Here is a 20,351-nt window from a genome sequence, read left to right as displayed (position 1 = left end):
TTAATCGTACGGGGNACCACTAATCGAGCCCCATAACTGAATCCTTCTTTAACTCCCAATGGAACAGGACTGTAATCTGACCATCCACAACTAGGACATTTATAGAATCCGCGACGATATTCCCTGATTTCTATGGGTTGGTCTACTACTTCAGCCACTTGCTGGACTTTTTCGGGAACTACTTCATCTCGTTCCACTGAACCCCCACAAACAGGACAGTTTTCTAGTTCTAAAGGGACTATCTTATCGGGCTGACCAAAACCATTACGGGTCTTCCCTGGGTGGTCATATTTTGGTCCGCGTTTAAATCCTTTTTTGCGTTTCTTTTTGTCAGAAGGCTTTTTTAGTGGGTCTGATGATGGGGGGACTGAACTGTTTTTTGAGTTACGGTTTTTTAGCTTATCTCTCTCTTCTTTCAATTTTTCAATTTCTTGCTGTTGTGTAGAGATTTGTTGTTGTTGCTGGTCAATCAGTCTTTGTTGAAGAGATAACTGTTGTTGTGCCTTGACTAGCCACTCAATCATGAAGACATTGTTCGCCAACTGTTCATCGGCGATAGCTCTAACTAGCTTTGAATCAATGGTAGCATTTGTGGTCATAACCCCCACTATACATAAAAATCCCCGATTTTACCTTTATGTTGTCAAGACAGATTCTTTATTGCGGTGAGCAATTACTCTGCTGATGGTAATATTTTTCGGTTGATAGATAGTAGGTAATCTCTCATAAGTTTTCAGTTTTCCGATGACAGGTACTTGGATTAAATGAGAAGATAGAATGCGGATAGTTCCGTCTAAAGTAAAGCTATCGTGTTGTCCTTTCTTTTTAAATCTTGGTCTTTTTTTCTTTTTGCTGAAGCAATCACGCCAAGCAGAAGCCAAATGTCTGAGGGAAAATTGCGGAGCGCATTTTGATACCGCATAATACCATTCATTATGCGGTTTAACTAATTTGTTTAACCATTTGTGTAAATCAATTGCTGTAGGAAATTTTATTTTTTCCGAGTCTGAACAATTCTTATTATGGTCTAAAATAGCTAGACATAAATCATTTCCCCAATTATAAGCATGACGGGCTACTCCTGCATGACGTGCCAGTTGTTGACGTTGATTTTGATTTAATTTAAGTTGAGTTTTAAAGCCTAACAACATGGCATTTCTGAAGATAATGACCAGAACTGTTAAGTTTAATTGTATCATATTAGGGTTTTAAACACAATAACCTACTTATTTATGAAATTTAGATACTATTATGAGTAAATAAGAGTGAATATTGGGTAGGTTTTTGGGAGCAGCATCAACCCCTCCTTTTCTGCTCTATAGCAATCAGTTATCAATTGTGAGAATTAATGTTGAAACTGATCCCCCCTAACCCCCCTTAAGACCCCGTCCTTAACGACGGGGTCTTAAGGGGGGTTAGGGGGGATCTCGATAATCTCATGAACCATTACTGATTGCTCTATAATGATTAAGGTGAGCCTCTCAGATTAACCTTAATGGAAAATTTCTTATCGATTTTACGGGGGAATCCTCTTGTTTCCTTCACCATCTTATTATTGGTTATTTTGACGTTACCCCCTATTTTTGAGCGGTTACGTCTTCCTGGTTTAGTGGGGTTACTATTTGCTGGTGTTATCTTAGGAAAAGATGGTTTATATCTTTTGGATGCTGACTCAGAAAGTATCGAGTTGTTTGCTGATATTGGCAAAATTTATCTGATGTTTGTTGCAGGTTTGGAGATAGATTTAGCAGAATTTCGTAAAACAAAGGGACGCTCCCTAGTTTTTGGTAGTTTGACCTTCTTTTTACCCCTATTAATGGGAACTTTTGTCGGTCTTAATTTTGGATTTGGTTGGAATTCTTCTATTTTAATTGGTTCCCTATTAGCTTCTCATACTTTATTAGGTTTTCCCATTGTTCAACGGTTAGGAATGGTGAAAAACCAAGCCGTAATGGTGACTATTGGGGCAACAATTTTTACTGATATTGCAGCTTTATTAGTGTTAGCTATTTGTGTCTCTATTCATAGCGGAGATTTTTCAGCAGCTAGTTTAGTTATGCAATTAGTCTCTTTAGGGTTTTACGCTATTATTATTCTCTTTGGTTTTTACTGGTTAGGTAAGGAATATTTTAGGCGCACTGGAGATGAAGAAAGTAACCAATTTTTATTTGTTTTATTAGCAGTATTTTTGGCTTCTATCGGCGCACAATTAATTAATGTTGATAAAATTATCGGAGCATTTTTGGCTGGCTTGGCAGTCAATGATGTGGTAGGAGATGGTCCAGTTAAAGAGAAGGTGGAATTTGTAGGAGGAACTTTATTTATCCCTTTCTTTTTTGTTGGAATGGGACTACTATTAGATATTCCTGCTTTTCTTAAAACTATTCAATTTCAACTGTTTTTAGTTATTTCTATTGTCGGTGGTTTGATCGCTGCTAAATTTTTAGCGGCAACGGTTGCTAAGTTTATTTATCGTTATACATGGGCTGAATCATTTACTATGTGGTCTTTATCATTGCCCCAGGTAGCTGCCACATTAGCAGCAGCTTTGGTAGCTTATCAAGTTAAAGATGCAGACGGGCAAACATTGATAAATGAAGCAGTTTTTAATAGCGTAATTGTCTTAATGTTAATTACTTCTATTTTGGGTCCTGTATTAACGGCACAGTTTGCCACAAAATTGCCTTTACCAAAAACAAGAGAAGATGAAGAAAACAGAAATATAGAAAGTACCCTAGACGAATGGTTACCCCAACTAAAAAATGAAATAAAGAATGATCATTTTACTGTACTTATCCCTATTTATAATCCCTATACTCAACGAGATTTAATCGAAATGGGTGCTTTATTAGCGAAAAAAGAGTCAGGAATTATTGTGCCTGTTTCTATAGCTGCAGCCCATGTTCATATGGATGATCCGCAAGTGGATGGAAACCTGAAACAAAGTCAAATATTATTGGATCGAGCAATAGAAATTAGTCAAGAATTTGAAGTATCTGCTCAACCTATTATCCGTATTGATGATGATGCTGCTCAAGGAATTAGTCGTAGTGCAAAAGAAAAAAATGCTAACCTAATTATTATGGGGTGGAGTGAAAATACAGGATTAAAAGCAAGACTATTCGGGACAATTTTAGATACGGTATTTTGGTCATCTCATTGTCCCGTTGCAGTGATGCGTTTGTTAGATCATCCTGTCAACTTACGCCGAATTTTAGTGCCTATCAAAAACTTAAGTCAAGCGACCTTAGAAACGATTAAATTTGCCCAACTATTTGCTGATTCTAACCAAGGAATTATTACCCTCTTACATATCTGCGATCGCCAAACTCCACAGGAACAAATTACAGAATTTAAAACCACTTTATCTAAGTTAATAACTGAGTATGAATTATCAAAAGAATGCAAAATCAAAATGATTATTCATGATTCTCCTTCACAGGTTATTATTCGTGCTTCTCATCAGTTTGATTTAGTGGTTTTAAGATCCTTCCGTCGTCGTACTGCTGGTGGTTTAGCAGTAAGTGACATTACTACAGAAGTCCTTAAAAAATTGAGTTGTTCTTTAGTTTTATTTGGACAACCTCATTCATGATCTTAAGTTAACCCAAATCGTTAAATATCATCACACTTTATCAGATTCTTCGTTGTTATTCTGAGATAATGGAGGATCTATTTCAAATTTTAACCATAAAGCGTATTCCTATGGTTTATTCGTAGAACTGACAATACTTTACAGAAACTATATATTCGGGCAAATATTTTCAGTATATCCACGCAAAAATGATGTTGCTTTTTAAATCTAGTGACCTTGACATCAGAAAATGATGCTTTTATACTGGCTATCGTACTATTTTTTAAGTATTTGTACGTAAAGAATCATGAGAGAGTTTAATCAATTTTTAATAAACAATATTTCACTAACCAAAAGCAGCCTTGCTATTGGTTCTGGGATCGCTTTAATTGCTTGTTTAAGCTCAAATGCGAATGCTCAAACATTTGTTCCGGCTGACATTATTTGGCTTATCGATACTTCTGGTAGTATGGGCGATGATATCAATCAAATTAAACTCAGAATTGGGCAGTTTAACAATGCAATGTTGGGTGCTGGGATCGATGCTCAATATGGCTTAGTTGAATTTGCTGACGGTGAAACCCTAACACAAGATATTGTCCCTTTTCCTGTCTTTAACGCTCCTGGTGGTGCTTTTCAAACTATTAGCACTTCTGGTGGTACTGAGCGAGGAAGTCAAGCAGTCAATGTTGGGTTAGCCAATGCCACTTTTCGCCCTAACTCAGTTAAAAACTTTATCTTAGTAACTGATGAAGATGATGATAGTAATCCAACACAGTTTAATAATGCCAGAACAGGCTTACCCGATAATAATGCTCTGTTTAATTTCATTGGTGTTCCTGGAACCGGTAATACTAACGCTCGTTATGGCGTTTTAGCTAGTGAAAATGGAGGAGCCGCTTTTAATATTAGTGCTTTTCGTAATAATCCCGATCCTTTCTTTGAGAAGTTTATTAACACCAAAGTTGAGGAAATTATTGAGAACAACCCTAATCCCGAATTTCTCACAAAATCTGCGATCGCCAAACACAGAAGCCTTACAGGAAGTGGGTTTGAACAGAGCGATCGCAGATTTCCCCAACCAACAGTCTGTTGTCAGATTTTACGTTAAAATCAACCCGAATTAGACAAAGATGAAAAGATAAATCAATCACTCATTTTTCCAAAAAAAATTATTAATAAAATCTCTAATAGTACTAGATTGTTAGAATAAAATATGCTATAATTTAATTATTAAAGCAATTTACCTTAAACTGATTTAATGAGTCCCAGTCATCCCCGAACCCCTCGTCAAGTAATCAACTTTAGTAAACAGAAAGGAAAAGAAATAATCGCTAATTTTGATGGGGGACTAATCACTTCAGATGCGGGGATTGTCTGGATAGCTGAGTTGGATAAAAAACTGGGAATTACCGAGAAGTTTGGTAACTGTTTTCAAGATCATCGTCATCAATCTTATGTAGATCATTCCGTTCATGAGTTATTAGCACAAAGGCTTTATGGAATTATTTTAGGCTATGAAGATGTCAATGACCATGATAAATTACGTCACGATCCTGCCCTTAAGATCGCTTTAGAAAAGCTTAATGAACTTGAAGATAAAAAGGGATGGTTAGCTGGAAAAAGTACAATTAATAGATTGGAATATTGTCCTGAGACTATTCTCGACCAAAAAACGAGTCGTTATCATAAAATAGAACCCAACTTTGAAGCCATTGAAAAATCTTTTGTCGATTTTTTTTTAGAGTCTTATAAAAAACCTCCCTTAAGTATTATATTAGATATGGATGTCACGGATGACCAAGTACATGGTAATCAAGAAGGGGCATTTTTTAATAGTTATTATCACGGAGTATGTTATGCTCCTTTATATATTTTCTGTGGGCATCATTTATTAGTTGCTAAACTTCGTTCATCTAATGTAGATCCAGCCGATGGAGCCTTAGACGAATTACAAAGAATTATCGGACTAATTAGAGAAAAATGGTCAGAGACTCATATCCTAGTTAGGGGTGATAGTGCCTATGCCCGTGAAGAAATCTTCTATTTTTGTGAAAATCAGCCTTTAGTTGATTATGTTATAGCTATGGGAACAAATGGCGTTCTTAAGTTACGAGCGGATGATGTAATTGAAAAAGCCAAACATGAATATGAAAAAAAACTAGCTCCAATAACTGAATTAATGGATAGTTTATTTCAGAAAAAAGAAGATTTAGAAGAAGTTAAAAAATTAGTACCAATTTCTACTTGGTATCGCTCTATTCGTTATAAAACAGAAAAGTCATGGAGTTGTCAAAGAAGAGTAGTGACAAAAGTTTGTTATGAAAGTGATGGCTTAAAAATGCGCCATGTGGTGACATCTTTGCCCGCTTCAAAAATTCCACCCTCAAAACTTTATACAAAAAAATACTGTCCGAGAGGCGAGATGGAAAATCGGATTAAAGAACAACAATTAGACTTGTTAGCTGATAGAACTTCAACTCAAACATTTCAAAGTAATAAACTAAGATTATGGATACATTCCTGGGCTTATGTTCTCATAAATGCTTTTCGTCAACACTGTTTAAAAAAACTTCATTGGCTAAAGCAACTGTGGGAAGAATACGTCTAAATCTTCTTAAGTTGGGAGCCAGAATAAAGATTAGTTGTAGAAGAATTATTATCGCTATAGCTAGTGCTTGTCCTTATCAAGATATTTTATCTATTGCTAACAAAAGAATTAAAACTATTCCTAATACTGGATAAGTAGAATAAGTCGTTTTAAAAAAAAGATATCTATCATAAGTTGTTGACTGACTGATACTTTCATTTAGTCTTATTTATCGTGGAGAAAATCAAAAGTTAATATAATTATTCCCTCTTAAACTCAATTTTTGGATAATCAAAGTCAATTTTTTTATTCATCTATATTCAAAATTTCTATTAGTCCTAAAAATTATCATTTTTCATCTCTGGATTGGGCTTTCAAATTAATTTGTGAGAAATCCGGGTAATCCTTCACCGTCAGTACCCGAACCCAGTTCTTTAACCATGCTTGGTGTTTTGACTCTCTTTGGAGGAACAAAGATTGCCCAAAAAGCACTAGCTAAATCAAGTGGATAGTTTGCCTCTTGATATTATAAATTGGACTTCTGAGCATTGTCATACAAACCATGATCGTGACATAAATGCCTGAATAAATATAGCAACCGCTAGGTTGCTTAGGATACCCTCAGCTATTGTGTCAAGGTAATAGGGAACAGGAAAATGTCCTAAGCGTTTTGGCGACTGCTATATTAGAAATTAAGCCTTACGGATACTTGCACTGAGGGGAGTCGAAGTTCTTAAGAATGGAGAATTTTTAAAATAGATATAATGACCAATTCTAAATACACAGCCAAAAGTGAAACAGAAAGAGTATTCAGCGTATTTGAGACTTTCAAAAAAGATAGTGAAAAGACCAAAGCCTTATCTGGAGAAGATCCTAAAACTGAGAGTCAACCTGTTCTAACCATGTCTTGTATTGGTCAATTGGGGCGGTTTGTCACCCAACTTTTTCAATATGCTTTTTTAAGAATTTGTGCTGAAAAAAGTGGTGGAAGAGTTGAATGTTCCCCTTGGATTGGGCAAACTCTTTTTGGACATAATGATACGCTTATTTCCAAGCGATTACCTCCTGCAATTGAGTTAAAAGATATGGGAGACAGTCTGTTTGAGGTTATTCCACAATTTATTCCCTACCTTGAAAAACTTGCCGATGCCAAAAGTTTGCGTATTGGGGCAGACTCTCTCAATAGTGGCCTTGTTAACGTTGATATATGGGGGTTTTTCCAAATCCATACTCGATATTTTAAACCTCATCAGCAAGACTTTCGTTCTTTATTTAAACCTGTAAACGATCTTAACTCTTCTTTAGATAATGGTCTGAATATTCTTCGCTCTCAAGGAAAAACGATCATTGGTCTTCACATTCGACAAGGTGACTACATCAAAGAACCCAGACTAGGGTTTACATTAGTATTTCCCACACAATGGTATTGCGAATGTCTTGAGAGAATCTGGGATAATCTCGAAGATCAAGTTCTGTTTTTATGTAGTAATGATCTTGATAGTATTCTTGGTGATTTTAAAAAATTTTCTCCTGTGACTTCAAGGGACTTAGATATTAAACTTCCAGAGAATATGAAGGACGAAGATCTGGATTTTTATATTGATTTTTTTATTTTGAGTAATTGCGATATTGTCGTAACTAGCAATAGCACTTTTAGCTTTGTTGCTTGTATGTTAAATGAGAAAGCGAAAATGTTTCTTCGTCCTTGCTGGGATTTTTCCTTAAAGTTTGTTGAATTCGACCCTTGGGATAGTGAACCAATTTTGTACATAGGTGGTGATCAACCTAAATTTTTCAAAAGTTTACCTGATATTGTCTATATTACCTATATGACTCAAGGCATCTGGCAACTTTTGAAGAGCATATTCTTATATCTTACTAAAAGCGGCATTAAAGGGTTGGCATTACAGGTATATCTGGGCTATCAAGTTAAAGGATTTGTTGGTATTTTTCAAAGCTTATTATACATATTAGGAAGGTTTCTAAACTACGAACTGCCATTCAAAAGGTATTAAAAAAAGATTCTTATAAATAGAATGCTTTGCGGTTACAAGCAGCTATTAAAGAATCTTTGATAATCAGAGGAAATTACAATGAAGTCTTTTAGTCGAAAACTTGGTTTAGTTGAAAAATTTATGACCCTAGGCCATGAAGTAGGAGGTGGATTAATCGTCAATATTGTTTATATTGAAGGATTTTTAACACCTGATACTATTAAGAAAGCTCTTACATTAGTTCAAAAGCGTCATCCCATACTTCAAGTTTATATTGTTGAGCATGAAGATGGATTTTATTTTGAATCGGAAGGTATAACAGAAATACCTGTACAAGTAATATACAAAGAGGATGATAGTGAAACTATTAAAATTGCTGAACAAGAACTACATATAAAATTTACCCATGAAAAAAGTCCTCTTTGTCGTGTGACTATTTTATATTCTGAGTCAAAATCAAATAGCTGTGAAATAATTATTACTTTTCATCATGGAATTATTGATGGTGTTTCATGTATGAAATTCATTGATAATTTATTATTTTATTGTCAGAAAATTATTGATGGAGAAAACATACCTGAAGTAGAATATTTGGAGTTTCTTCCACCAGCAGAAGAGATGCTTAATTTTGATTTCCTAAATGAGAATAAACTTGAAAATTATCAATTACAAAAGGAAGAGAAAGAAGCACAACCACAATTAATTATTGAACAAACAGCATCAGTTAATCAAAGGTTTACTAGAATGTTACCGCGAATGCTTAGTAAAGAAAATACTAAAATACTAATTGAAAAATGTAAGCAGGAAAATACCTCTGTACATAGTGCTATTTGTGTAGCAATGTTATTTGCATCAGCACAATTATTTTCAACAGATGATAATATAAATTTTTCCTATGCTTTTCCTGTAAGTTTAAGAAAATATTGTCAACCGAAAATACCAAATGCAACCTTAGGTTGCTTTATATCTATTTTAGCTTTTAATCAGTTAATCAACCAAGATACAATTTTCTGGAATTTAGCTAGAGAATGTAAAGCAAAAACACATGATGCTTTAATTGATGGAGTTCATATAAATTTACTCAAGCAACAAGGTAAATTACAGGAAAATAAATCACTTGACTTTGAAAGAAATAGGATGATTCAGTCTAGATTAAGTAAGGAAAATACCATGGCAAGAAATAATATTTTTTCAATTTCTAATAGGGGAAAATTTAGATTTAGCTATTATAGTGATCAACTAAAGATAAAAGAATTATACTTTCCCATTGGTCAACATATTTCCGGTGATTGTTTTTGGTTAGGTGTTGTTACATTAAATGAGAAACTATTTTGCAATTTTATTTATGTAGAAGCTTTAATTACTAAAAAGACAGCACAATTATTGGCTGATAATGTAATAATGTTTCTAGAAAAAGTTTGTATAAATGAAAATCTAACATTAGCAATGTTATCTGATTAAGTTATGCAAAGTTAAGATTAATTGGTTCTGATATTTATTTGACAGAATGTCTATTTTATATGTATCATACCATTGTCATAATCTTTTGTAATTAACAAAAATAAATATGAACTGGGACAATAACTCAATTGTAATTCATTCTAACTTTCCATTCCATGTGGAAGACTGGGCTTATCCCAGTCTTAAGAAAGGCATTGGAGGCAGTGAAGAAGCTATAATTTACTTAAGTCAAGAACTTGTTCGGTTAGGCTATCAAGTTACTGTATTTAATAAATGTGGTGATATGGAAGGAGAATATAATCGAGTTGTTTATAAATCTGTTGATAAATTCAATCCTCAAGATAATTTTAATATTTTTATTTTTCATCGTGCTTGGACACAACCGATGCAAATGAAAGTTAAAGCTAAAAAACTGCGGTTTGGCTACACGACAACCCTCAATTATTTCCGCCAATAGAAGAGTCTCAACGTTTAGACTTTTTGTCGAGTTTTGATAAACTTTTCGTTTTATCAAATTTTCATAAATCTCTTTTGCCAGAATGGATTCCTGAAGAAAAGATATTTTTAACGGCCAATGGTATTAATTTAGAAGACTTTAACTTAACAGGAATTGCTAGAAATCCTAAGAGACTGATTTCCATTAGTGATTATACCAGAGGTATTGAACATTTACTCGATCAATGGGATGAAGTTATCAAAGAAGTGCCAGATGTTGAATTACATATTTTTTATGGTTGGCAAGGCACTGATGCTTTAATTAATTCACCTTATATCAAAAAATTTCCACAATTACCCGACATAAAAAAACGAATTTTACAACTTTTTGATCAACCAAATGTCTATGAACATGGCAGAATTGGACATCAAGCCTTAATTAAAGAATTGTTTCAATCTGGAATCTGGGTTTATCCTTGTCATACTGCTGCGGAGACTTTCTGTATTAGTGCTTGGAAAGCTCAAGCTGCTGGTTGTGTTCCTATCGTAACAACTTGTGCAAGTTTAGATGAAACAGTGAAATCAGGCATTAGAATTAAAGGCCCTGCTGGTGATAAGGAAACTAATAATGCTTTTGTTGAAGCAGTGATAGACTTACTTAAAAACCCTGATAAACAGGAAACCTTAAGACAAGAAGCTTTAGCTTTAAAAGATTCATTTGGTTGGGATAAAGTGGCTCAACAGTGGCATGAAGACTTTCTATCGAGTGAGCAGCAAACGGAATAAAACCGAGTTAATCCTAATATAGCGTTTCTCGGACTCAATATGTACACCTAATATTGAGCCTCCGAACTCCATCATAATGCGTAATGCTATAGTCTTAGAGACGATTTGTTATCATTTGAGCAAAATAGTTCTTTTGTACCTTCCCTATTTAGTGTCTTCTGTTTAACATTGTAGATCCAAACGCTATATGTAGAGTATGCCCAGTGTCAATATTTTAGTTTTGGCCTTGCGTTAGGGATTTGTCGGAATTCAATTGTCGGGAGAAAGGAAAATGAACCATCAACAAGAGTGGTTAAATAGTTGCGTTGATGAACAAGTGATAGAACTAAATGTGACCACCTTAGAAGGAATGTCTCCTTGCGAACATTTATTGTACTCAGATGAGCTTCCCCGACGCAACGATGGCAGACTCAGCAATCATATTTTACAGCGTTATCAACACACAGAATTAGGGGGTTGGTGGTGTTCAGGAATTGATGTTATGAGCGGAGAAGATGACCTCTGGGGGTGTTTTAAACCCAAGCAACCACGATTAAGTTATGACCGAGGTAAACCGATTAAATATGAACATCCACCCCAAACCCCTACAGGTATCTTTGCTTTAAGAGTCCCCCTACATCTTTGGGCAACTATTGCGCAACAGCATGGCATCCATTTTACCCCAGAAATGATTGATAATACCCAGGTAGATGGAGGGTTTTGGCAATGGGTGATAGCTCATCCTTCTATTCCTCTTTGTATTACCGAAGGAGCCAAAAAAGCAGGAGCATTATTGAGTGCTGGATATGTGGCCATCGCCCTGCCTGGAATTAATAATGGCTATCGTACTCCCAAAGATGAACAGGGAAAACGTATTGGTAAATCTTATTTAATTCCGCAGTTAAAGAAGTTAACTTCTGGTCAACGAGAAATTTATCTTACCTTTGACCAAGATAGTAAACCAAATACCATTAAAGCGGTTAATAATGCCATTAGAAAGCTAGGTTATTTGTTAAGTCAAGCAGGATCTCAAGTTAAGGTGATCCATTGGCAACCGGAGCAAGGGAAAGGAGTAGATGATCTCCTCTTTAACCAAGGGAAAAAAGCTTTTGATTATTATTATGAAAAAGCCTTACCCTTAGAGATATGGAAAGCCAGAGAAGTTACTCAATTAACCTACGCAGCAGAAGTTGAACTTAATTGTCGTTATCTTCCCAGTTTAGATATTCCGAATACGGCCAAATTGATTGGCGTTAAGTCTGCTATTGGTACAGGAAAAACCGAAGCTTTAGCCAAAATTGTTCGAGAAGCGATCGCCCATAATCAAAAGGTTTTAGTCATCGGTCACCGCATCAAATTGGTTGAACAGTTATGTCAGCGTTTTGGGTTGCCTTATGTCACAGATATCAAGGAAAATTATCTTGAGCAACCATTAGGGTATGGGTTATGTATTGACTCGCTACACGAAAATTATCAAGCTAAATTTAATCCTGAAGACTGGCGAGATGCTTTGGTTATTATTGATGAAATAGAACAAGTTATTTGGCACGGCTTAAACTCTGAAACCTGTACCAATAACCGTGTTGCTATTTTAAGATGCTTTAAGAAACTTATCCACACTAATCTAGATAGCAATGGTAAAATTTTTGTTGCTGATGCTGACTTAAGCAATGTATCTTTAGATTACTTAATAAAATTGTCAGGAATTGATATAAAACCTTTTATCATCAAAAATTACTGGAAACCAAGCCAAAAAGAAACATGGTCAGGTTATCATTATCCAGAAACAACACCCAAACGTTTCTTACAAAATTTAGTTGAACATATTCGAGAAGGAGGTAAACCCTTTGTTTGTTTATCTGCGCAAAAAATAACCAGTAAATGGGGAACTCAAACCTTAGAACTTTATCTGAAAAAACAATTCCCTACGGCTAATATTTTACGCATTGACTCCCAATCATTAACCGATCCTAATCATCCTGCTTATCAGTGTATCACCAAACTCAATGATATCTTAATCAACTATGATATTGTCCTAAGTAGTCCCGCCATTGAAACAGGACTTAGTATTGATATTAAAGGTCATTTTACCTCAGTTTGGTGTCTTGCTCAAGGAGTATAAACCCCCACATCTGTCATTCAATCTTTAGGGAGAATAAGGGAGAATATACCCCATCACCTCTGGTTAGCTACTTATGGCTTTAATAGAGTGGGTAATGGTGCAACTTCTATTCCTAATTTATTAACATCAGGTCATCGTTTAACTAACCTAAATATTAGATTATTACAAAAATCTGATTTAGAATCATTGGATGACTTAGACATAGGTTTTCAAGCAGAATCTTTACTATGTTGGGGGAAAATAGCTGTCAGAATTAATGCACAAATGATTCACTATCGGGAGACGATTATTCAAAATCTTCAAATTAGAAATCATTCAATTAATCTAGCTGTTAAAAAAAGGAATAATACTAAAAAACGAATAAAGAAGAATGATAAAAATTTGTCTCAAAGTCATAATAACCTCATAGAAGCCATAGAAAAAGTGAGACAAAAAAATCATCAATTAGATTGTCAAAAAATTGCTAAATCTCAAGACTTAAACGATCTGAAATATCAAGCTCTCAAAAGATCCTTAATCAAAACAAATAAAGAACGAAGACAACTTAAAAAATATGATTTACAACGCCGTTATGGTATTCCCGTTACCCCGAAATTAGTGGCTTTAGATAATGCAGGTTGGTATCAAAAAATTAGACTACATTACTTCTTGACCAAAGGACGAAATTATTTAGCTGATAGAGATACAATAATTGCTAAAAAATTAATTGACCAAGGACAAGGAAGTATCTTTTTACCCGGTTTTAATCGTAGTCAATTTGGTGCTATTATTGGAACAATGGAAGTATTAGGAATACCTGTTTTATTAAAAGATATTAATCGTAAATTAATTAATACTGATACTGATCTTCTAGAAATGGCAAAGTTAGCAATTAATAATAGACAAGATATAAAAACAATTATGGGTATTGGAATCGCTAAAAATGCCAGTCCAATTACTATTATTAGACGCTTTTTAGACAAAATAGGATATGGTTTAACCTGTTGTGGAACCAGAACAATAAATAGGGTTTTGCTTTTATTCAGCAAACCCTAATTAAGAAATTTAATTTATTCGATAGTTTCTTCAATTTCCGCCGGTTTTTTCATAACTAGGGGCTTTTTCTCTAATTCTGGTAAAGCTAACACTTCTCGTTGATGTTGTTTAACAGGTATGGGCATTAACATGGGTAAAGGTTCTTGATCTTCACGCCAGTAACTAGCCACTGGTAAGGTATGTTCTAAATCTTCTAGGAGTCTGGGAATGATCATCATAGCGTGTAATTCGCCAATTTTCTCAGCTTCGTGCATTCCTGCCTCAATGGCCACAGCCACATTAGCTACTGATCCGCGAACAATAGCTGTACAGAGTCCATCCCCAATAATTTCGTAAGAGGCCAACTGTACATCAGCAGACTTTAACATAGCATCGGCAGCCCCCACCATAGCTGGAAAACCCCTGGTTTCTATAAGTCCAATAGAACGATTGCTGAGACGACTGTAACCTTGTTGTTGTTGAGCAATTTCTACTAAATGACTCCCAATGGGAAAAACAGCCTCTAGATTGGGCATAGGGCGGGGAATAACTAGCTTAGAGATTAACTGACCGAATTTTTCAGCCGTTTTTGCCCCCTCTTCCACCGCTAAACGAACATTAGCCACCTTACCCCGTACAATAGCGGTACAGTGTCCACTGCCGATTTTTTCGTATCCTACTAAGGTAACATCTGCTGATTTGAGCATCATATCAGCAGTTCCCACAATAGCAGGGAAACTATGGGTAGAAATGAGGCCGAGGGCGCTGTCACTGGGTAAGTGAGATGATTTCATGTGGGTTTGTGATTGTGAAGCGTGACGGTGGTTAGAAGCGGCAATACTTGTCATGTAATCTAGTATGTATGGGTTGGTCTGTAAGATTTAATATAAATTTCTGCTTATATGTTTATATTGTAGTCAATATTTTATCTCAAAAGTGATTTCTATCTGTCAAACCCAGAATCTCCTAATATTTGATATACAACTCAACTCTTAAAGCATCCTTAAAATTTCCCACTAACCCAATGATAACTTAACCGAAATCGGAAAAGAACCGATAAAATAAGGGAGGTTAGTTGTTAATGACGATATTCTAATCCAAGGGAATAAAAATCTTTATGTCAGAGCAATTGAAAAAATTGCACTGAAAACTGTCATCGTTCCCATAGGCTTTGTTAGTTAACATTACCTTTGAATCGCATATAGTCCTTCGAGGTTGCTACTGGTTATGCTTCTTGAATCATTACAGTCCACAGTTGAAGAGGTTAACATTTTTTCAACATCTGATCTCTTCCTACGTCAGCGTCTGGAATTAGTGGAAAGTTTATGGGAATCAGTATTAAAGGCTGAATGTGGCCTAGAATTAGTAGACTTATTAAAAAAATTACGAAAAATCTCCTCACCAGAAGGACAGGTTACCGATCAACCAAAAACCTCTATCAATGAACTCATAGAAGAGTTAGAACTCAATGAGGCTATTCGTGCTACCAGGGCATTTGCTCTCTATTTTCAGTTGATTAATATTGTTGAACAACATTACGAACAAAGAGATCAGCAACTGAACCGACGCTCTACCTATCAAGAATCAGAAAAAGCGAGAGAAAATTATCAAAAAGGAGAAAAGTCCACTAATGGCTTAGTGGGCGCAGATTTATTGGAAAAAGCTCTAGTTGGAGAGACAAAAAGTCAGGAAAAGGGAGGAACCTTTCATTGGTTATTTCCCCAATTAAAACGCTTAAACGTCCCCCCCCAACAAATTCAACGCTTACTAGAACAATTAGATATCCGCCTCGTTTTTACAGCTCATCCCACGGAGATTGTTCGTCATACCATAAGACTCAAACAAAGACGAATAGCTACCTTACTGCGACGTTTAGACCAAGCAGAAGAAGCATTTCGAGGTATGGGGTTGAGTAGTTCCTGGGAAGCAGAATCAATTATTGAACAACTCAACGAAGAAATTCGCCTCTGGTGGCGTACTGATGAACTTCATCAGTTTAAACCCAGTGTCCTCGACGAAGTAGACTACACCCTACACTACTTCGATGAAGTGTTATGTAGTGCGCTGCCCCAACTCTCTCAAAGACTGCAACAGGCCCTACAAGCCAATTTTCCCCGTATTAAACCCCCTCACAATACCTTCTGTCGCTTTGGATCTTGGGTAGGAGGCGATCGGGACGGGAACCCCTTTGTTACCACAGACGTAACCTGGCGCACCGCTTGTTATCAACGCAACTTAATTCTAGAAAAATATTTAGCAGCCGTAGAAGACTTAACAGAGATTTTAAGCTCATCCTTGCACTGGAGTAATGTTTCTCAGGATCTCCTGGACTCCTTGGAACGCGATCGCGTGGCCATGCCAGAAATTTATGATCAACTAGCCATACGCTATCGTCAAGAACCCTATCGCCTGAAACTGGCTTATATTCAAAAACGCCTCGAACATACACGCGATCGCAATAATCATCTAGCCAACCCCGAACAGGGACAAGTCTTAGTCGAAGAAACCCCAGAAAATATCTACCACTCCGGGGTAGAATTTGAAGCAGAATTACAACTAATTAAACGTAATTTAGAGGAAACAGGGTTAAAATGCCAGGCATTGGAGAATCTAATTTTTCAGGCCCAGATGTTCGGCTTTACCCTCACACAACTTGATTTTCGTCAAGAATCTTCCCGTCATTCCGAAACTATCCAAACCATTGCCAGCTATTTAAACATCTTACCCACTCCCTACGAAGAACTTTCCGAAGCAGAAAAAGTCAATTGGTTAGTTGGGGAACTACAAACCCGTCGTCCTTTAATACCCATGGAAATGCCCTTCGATGAAAAAACCATCGAAACAGTAGAAACCATGAGGATGTTGCGCCATTTACAACAAGAATTTGGCATCGAAATTTGTCAAACCTATATCATCAGCATGACTAACGATGTCAGCGATGTACTAGAGGTTTTGTTATTAGCCAAAGAAGCCGGACTCTACGATCCAGGAACCAGTACCACCACCATTCGCATTGTTCCCCTTTTTGAAACCGTAGACGATTTAAAACGGGCCCCTGAAATCATGGAGGCTTTGTTTAAGTTACCCTTATACCGAACAGCTTTAGCCGGAGGGTACGACTATTTAGACGAGGATAAAAAAGAACAATTACCACCACCTCAACTGCAACCGGCCAATCTACAAGAGATTATGGTGGGTTATTCTGATAGCAACAAAGACTCTGGTTTCCTGAGCAGTAATTGGGAAATTCATAAGGCACAAAAATCCTTACAAAAGATCGCCGAACCACACAATTTAGCCCTGAGACTGTTTCATGGTCGTGGGGGTTCCGTGGGACGGGGGGGAGGCCCCGCCTACGCTGCTATTTTAGCCCAACCCACAGGTACCATTAACGGACGGATCAAAATTACCGAACAAGGAGAAGTCTTGGCCTCCAAATACTCCCTACCAGAACTCGCTTTGTATAACCTAGAAACTGCCACAACAGCAGTGATCCAAGGCAGTTTACTGGGGAGTGGCTTCGACGATATTGACCCTTGGAACGGGATCATGGAAGAGTTGGCTAGTAGTGCGAGAAAAGCCTATCGCAGTTTAATTTATGAACAACCCGACTTCCTAGACTTTTTCCTGTCCGTTACCCCGATCCCCGAAATTAGCCAATTACAGATTAGTTCTCGTCCTGCCCGACGGAAAAGTGGAAAAAAAGATTTAAGTACCTTACGGGCGATTCCTTGGGTGTTTAGTTGGACACAAAGTCGTTTCCTGCTGCCAGCTTGGTATGGAGTAGGAACCGCCTTAGAAGGGTTTTTGCAACAGGAACCCGAGGAAAATTTGAAGTTGTTTAAATATTTTTACTTGAAATGGCCTTTCTTTAAAATGGTGATTTCTAAAGTAGAAATGACCCTTTCTAAAGTGGATTTACAAATTGCTCACCATTACGTCAAGGAACTTTCCAATCCCGAAGATATAGAAAGATTTGAAAAGGTATTTGAGCGCATTTCTGAAGAATACCATCGCACCTGTGAAATTATTTTAAGCATCACCGGACAACCAAAATTATTAGAAGGAGATGCTGGTTTGCAGCGATCGGTACAGTTAAGAAATGGAACTATTGTTCCCCTTGGTTTTTTACAAGTTTCTCTGTTGAAAAGATTACGTCAATATACCCGTCAAGCAGAGTCAGGAGTCATTCACTTCCGTTATTCTAAAGAAGAATTATTACGGGGTGCATTACTCACTATTAATGGTATTGCAGCAGGAATGCGTAACACTGGTTGATATTTTTAATTAATCTATGGATAATCGTTTTAAAGTTGTTGAAATTGTTGATCTGATCATCAGACTTTTCTTGATTGGATTATTATTAGCTTGGTGTTTTCTGCTGATTCGTCCTTTTCTCGGGATTGTATTGTGGGGGATTATTTTGGCGATCGCTATATTTCCCCTATTTTTATGGTTAAAAAACCTTTTGGGGGGACGAGGAAAATTAGCAGGGGTTATCCTTACTTTATTGGGGGTGGGAGTAATTATTGGTCCAGTGAGTGTTATTTCGACTATTTTCGTCAATAATGCTCAAGCCTTCGCCGATAGTCTTGCTTCCGGTAGTTTAGTTATTCCTCCTCCCCCCGAAGGGATCGAAACATGGCCAGTGATTGGAGAAAGGGTTAATAGGATTTGGGAATTAGCATCGGTTAATTTGGCCTCAGTCTTAAGTCAGTTCCAACCTCAGTTAGAAGCATTAGCTAAAAACCTATTGTTTCTCGCTGCTAATATTGGGGTGGTGTTACTGAAGTTTATTGTTTCTATTATTATTGCCGGAATTTTAATTATTAATGCAGAGAAATTAAATTCTCGTATTAGACAAGTTTTTCTACGGATAACCCCCAAACAAGGACAAGAATTTTTGCAATTAGCTACTGGTACTATTCGAGGAGTAACAAGGGGTATTATCGGGGTTTCCGCGTTGCAAAGTCTCCTGATTGGCATTGGTTTTATGATAGGAGGAATTCCCTTTGCTGGTTTGTTGACTTTATTGTGTTTAGTTTTAGCAATTATTCAAATTGGATCTGGTTTAGTAGTTTTTCCAGCAATTATCTTTGCTTGGTCTACTATGGGTACTGTTACCGCATTATTATTTACTTTGTGGATGGTTCCTTGTACCTTGGTTGATAATATTCTCAAACCAATATTAATGTCGAAAGGTTTACCAGTTCCCACCATTGTTATTTTAATGGGTGTTTTAGGGGGAACCTTAGTCCATGGAATTCTAGGATTATTTATCGGTCCAGTGATTCTAAGTTTAGGCTATGAATTATTAGTTGCTTGGATTAATCAAGAGGTGCAACCCAATCTTAATTAGTGCAGAGATTGAATAGTAAATCCATCTTCCGAGGCAGAAGTCTTGGTCAATTAATTTGCTAGGGGATCATCTAACCCTGTATTGTGGATATATCTCACAATGGCAAGCATTTTATGGATAAAAGTTTACTATGTCTAGACGAAAAAAGAACTTTCCTTGTGGACATAAAGGTTATGGCCAAAGGTGCCATCGTTGCGCCCAAGAACAAATGGCCAGGAATGAAAAGCAACAACAAAAAAATGCCTGGGAAGAAACCTTCAGCAAAGATACCATTGATTTAAGACCTTTTCCCAAAAATGTTGTGCTTAAAGCCCGTCAAATTCTCACGGCACTCGCTAACCAACAAGACTATCGCCATTTTCACGGAAAAAGGCTACGACACGATCGCTTTGTTATTACCCAGATTCCGCACTTCAAAAAGTAGCATTAAATACTACAAGCCTGGGGTTAATAATTAAGTATAATTGCTTAAGCTCTTGAAGACAAAAAAGTGGGATAATTGCTTAAGTTGTTTCCTCTGTAAAAAAAGAGCGAAAAATGTCTTATTTAGAAGAAATACAATTTAAAAATTTAGACCATTTAGGGATAGTAACTGGTTTAATTGATGAAATAGGAATAGTCAAAATAATTAATAATAAATTAGGAATAGATGTTAGAGAAAAAATCTCAGCAGGTACAGTAGTTAAGTCTATTTTAATCAATGGACTAGGATTTGCTTCAAGACCTCTATATTTATTCAGTCAGTTTTTTCAAGATAAAGCCATTGAGAAATTGTTAGGAGAAAGAATTAAACCTGATTACCTTAATGATGATAAAATTGGGAGAGTAATGGATGAATTATATAAATATGGACTAAATGATATTTTTATTGAAGTAGTTTTAGAAGTAATTAAAAAATTTAAAATAGACCTTAAATACTCCCATTTAGATTCCACATCATTTCATTTAGATGGAGAATATAAAAGGGAAGAAGATAAAGAGAAACAGGAAGAAGAAAAAATTATTAAAGAAAGACCAATTTTTATTAAGAAAGGATA

The 20,351-nt window shown here is 36.2% G+C and carries 12 protein-coding genes and 4 pseudogenes; 13 read left to right on the top strand and 3 right to left on the bottom strand.

The window, feature by feature from the left end:
• Positions 1 to 608, bottom strand: a 608-nt coding sequence (locus CWATDRAFT_RS19710) for a DUF6444 domain-containing protein (protein WP_042711943.1), incomplete at its 3' end; no start/stop codon positions are given.
• A 69-nt stretch (positions 609 to 677) separates the two neighbouring features.
• Positions 678 to 1,151: pseudogene (locus CWATDRAFT_RS19705) on the bottom strand (helix-turn-helix domain-containing protein); the annotation flags it as partial.
• Between the two features lie 344 nt (positions 1,152 to 1,495).
• Between CWATDRAFT_RS19705 and CWATDRAFT_RS19700 the strand changes: the two are divergent.
• From CWATDRAFT_RS19700 to CWATDRAFT_RS37420, 9 genes and pseudogenes are all read left to right on the top strand, one after another.
• A complete protein-coding gene (locus tag CWATDRAFT_RS19700; protein WP_007306680.1) occupies positions 1,496 to 3,595 on the top strand; it encodes a cation:proton antiporter in 2,100 nt (699 codons plus the stop codon).
• Between the two features lie 286 nt (positions 3,596 to 3,881).
• Complete coding sequence (locus CWATDRAFT_RS19695; RefSeq protein ID WP_007306681.1) at positions 3,882 to 4,685, top strand: vWA domain-containing protein; 804 nt, start codon at positions 3,882 to 3,884, stop codon at positions 4,683 to 4,685.
• 150 nt (positions 4,686 to 4,835) lie between these two features.
• A pseudogene (locus CWATDRAFT_RS34145) lies at positions 4,836 to 6,319 on the top strand (IS1380-like element ISCwa5 family transposase).
• Between the two features lie 231 nt (positions 6,320 to 6,550).
• A complete protein-coding gene (locus CWATDRAFT_RS41885) occupies positions 6,551 to 6,676 on the top strand; it encodes a PEP-CTERM sorting domain-containing protein (protein ID WP_157134126.1) in 126 nt (41 codons plus the stop codon).
• A gap of 252 nt (positions 6,677 to 6,928) precedes the next feature.
• The gene (locus tag CWATDRAFT_RS19680) at positions 6,929 to 8,179 is read left to right on the top strand and encodes an alpha-1,2-fucosyltransferase (protein WP_007306683.1); all 1,251 of its coding nucleotides are present in this window, start codon (positions 6,929 to 6,931) and stop codon (positions 8,177 to 8,179) included.
• 78 nt (positions 8,180 to 8,257) lie between these two features.
• On the top strand, positions 8,258 to 9,619 hold the full coding sequence (locus CWATDRAFT_RS19675; RefSeq protein WP_007306684.1) for a condensation domain-containing protein: 1,362 nt from the start codon (positions 8,258 to 8,260) through the stop codon (positions 9,617 to 9,619).
• 106 nt (positions 9,620 to 9,725) lie between these two features.
• On the top strand, positions 9,726 to 10,076 hold the full coding sequence (locus tag CWATDRAFT_RS19670; protein ID WP_007306685.1) for a glycosyltransferase family protein: 351 nt from the start codon (positions 9,726 to 9,728) through the stop codon (positions 10,074 to 10,076).
• Between the two features lie 74 nt (positions 10,077 to 10,150).
• On the top strand, positions 10,151 to 10,840 hold the full coding sequence (locus CWATDRAFT_RS19665) for a glycosyltransferase family 4 protein (protein ID WP_042711941.1): 690 nt from the start codon (positions 10,151 to 10,153) through the stop codon (positions 10,838 to 10,840).
• A gap of 271 nt (positions 10,841 to 11,111) precedes the next feature.
• Positions 11,112 to 13,943 (top strand): annotated as a pseudogene (locus CWATDRAFT_RS37420) (plasmid replication protein, CyRepA1 family); the annotation flags it as partial.
• 47 nt (positions 13,944 to 13,990) lie between these two features.
• Here CWATDRAFT_RS37420 and CWATDRAFT_RS19650 read toward each other — a convergent pair.
• Entirely contained in the window at positions 13,991 to 14,803 is an 813-nt protein-coding gene (locus CWATDRAFT_RS19650) for a carbon dioxide-concentrating mechanism protein (RefSeq protein WP_007306678.1), read from the bottom strand.
• Positions 14,804 to 15,182: 379 nt separating this feature from the next.
• Between CWATDRAFT_RS19650 and ppc the strand changes: the two genes are divergently transcribed.
• From ppc to CWATDRAFT_RS19630, 4 genes and pseudogenes are all read left to right on the top strand, one after another.
• Complete coding sequence (gene ppc / locus CWATDRAFT_RS19645; protein WP_007306689.1) at positions 15,183 to 18,233, top strand: phosphoenolpyruvate carboxylase; 3,051 nt, start codon at positions 15,183 to 15,185, stop codon at positions 18,231 to 18,233.
• A 16-nt stretch (positions 18,234 to 18,249) separates the two neighbouring features.
• Complete coding sequence (locus tag CWATDRAFT_RS19640; RefSeq protein ID WP_007306690.1) at positions 18,250 to 19,314, top strand: AI-2E family transporter; 1,065 nt, start codon at positions 18,250 to 18,252, stop codon at positions 19,312 to 19,314.
• A gap of 130 nt (positions 19,315 to 19,444) precedes the next feature.
• Positions 19,445 to 19,714, top strand: a pseudogene (locus CWATDRAFT_RS19635) (DUF7682 family zinc-binding protein); the annotation flags it as partial.
• A gap of 137 nt (positions 19,715 to 19,851) precedes the next feature.
• The coding region (locus CWATDRAFT_RS19630; RefSeq protein WP_042711940.1) for an IS1634 family transposase at positions 19,852 to 20,351 on the top strand (500 nt) is incomplete at its 3' end.

Source organism: Crocosphaera watsonii WH 8501 (assembly GCF_000167195.1).
In the GTDB taxonomy this organism is placed as follows: Bacteria; Cyanobacteriota; Cyanobacteriia; order Cyanobacteriales; family Microcystaceae; genus Crocosphaera; species Crocosphaera watsonii.
Note: the sequence above shows the minus strand (reverse complement) of the source record. Positions and strands in the feature narration are given on the sequence as shown.

What these genes read in the sequence shown, in the direction of transcription:
- CWATDRAFT_RS19680 (WP_007306683.1), top strand. Translation starts at nt 6,929, where the DNA reads ATGACCAATTCTAAATACACAGCCAAAAGTGAAACAGAAAGAGTATTC.
- CWATDRAFT_RS19650 (WP_007306678.1), bottom strand. Translation starts at nt 14,803, where the DNA reads ATGACAAGTATTGCCGCTTCTAACCACCGTCACGCTTCACAATCACAA.
- ppc (WP_007306689.1), top strand. Translation starts at nt 15,183, where the DNA reads ATGCTTCTTGAATCATTACAGTCCACAGTTGAAGAGGTTAACATTTTT.
- CWATDRAFT_RS19670 (WP_007306685.1), top strand. Translation starts at nt 9,726, where the DNA reads ATGAACTGGGACAATAACTCAATTGTAATTCATTCTAACTTTCCATTC.
- CWATDRAFT_RS19640 (WP_007306690.1), top strand. Translation starts at nt 18,250, where the DNA reads ATGGATAATCGTTTTAAAGTTGTTGAAATTGTTGATCTGATCATCAGA.
- CWATDRAFT_RS19695 (WP_007306681.1), top strand. Translation starts at nt 3,882, where the DNA reads ATGAGAGAGTTTAATCAATTTTTAATAAACAATATTTCACTAACCAAA.
- CWATDRAFT_RS19700 (WP_007306680.1), top strand. Translation starts at nt 1,496, where the DNA reads ATGGAAAATTTCTTATCGATTTTACGGGGGAATCCTCTTGTTTCCTTC.
- CWATDRAFT_RS19675 (WP_007306684.1), top strand. Translation starts at nt 8,258, where the DNA reads ATGAAGTCTTTTAGTCGAAAACTTGGTTTAGTTGAAAAATTTATGACC.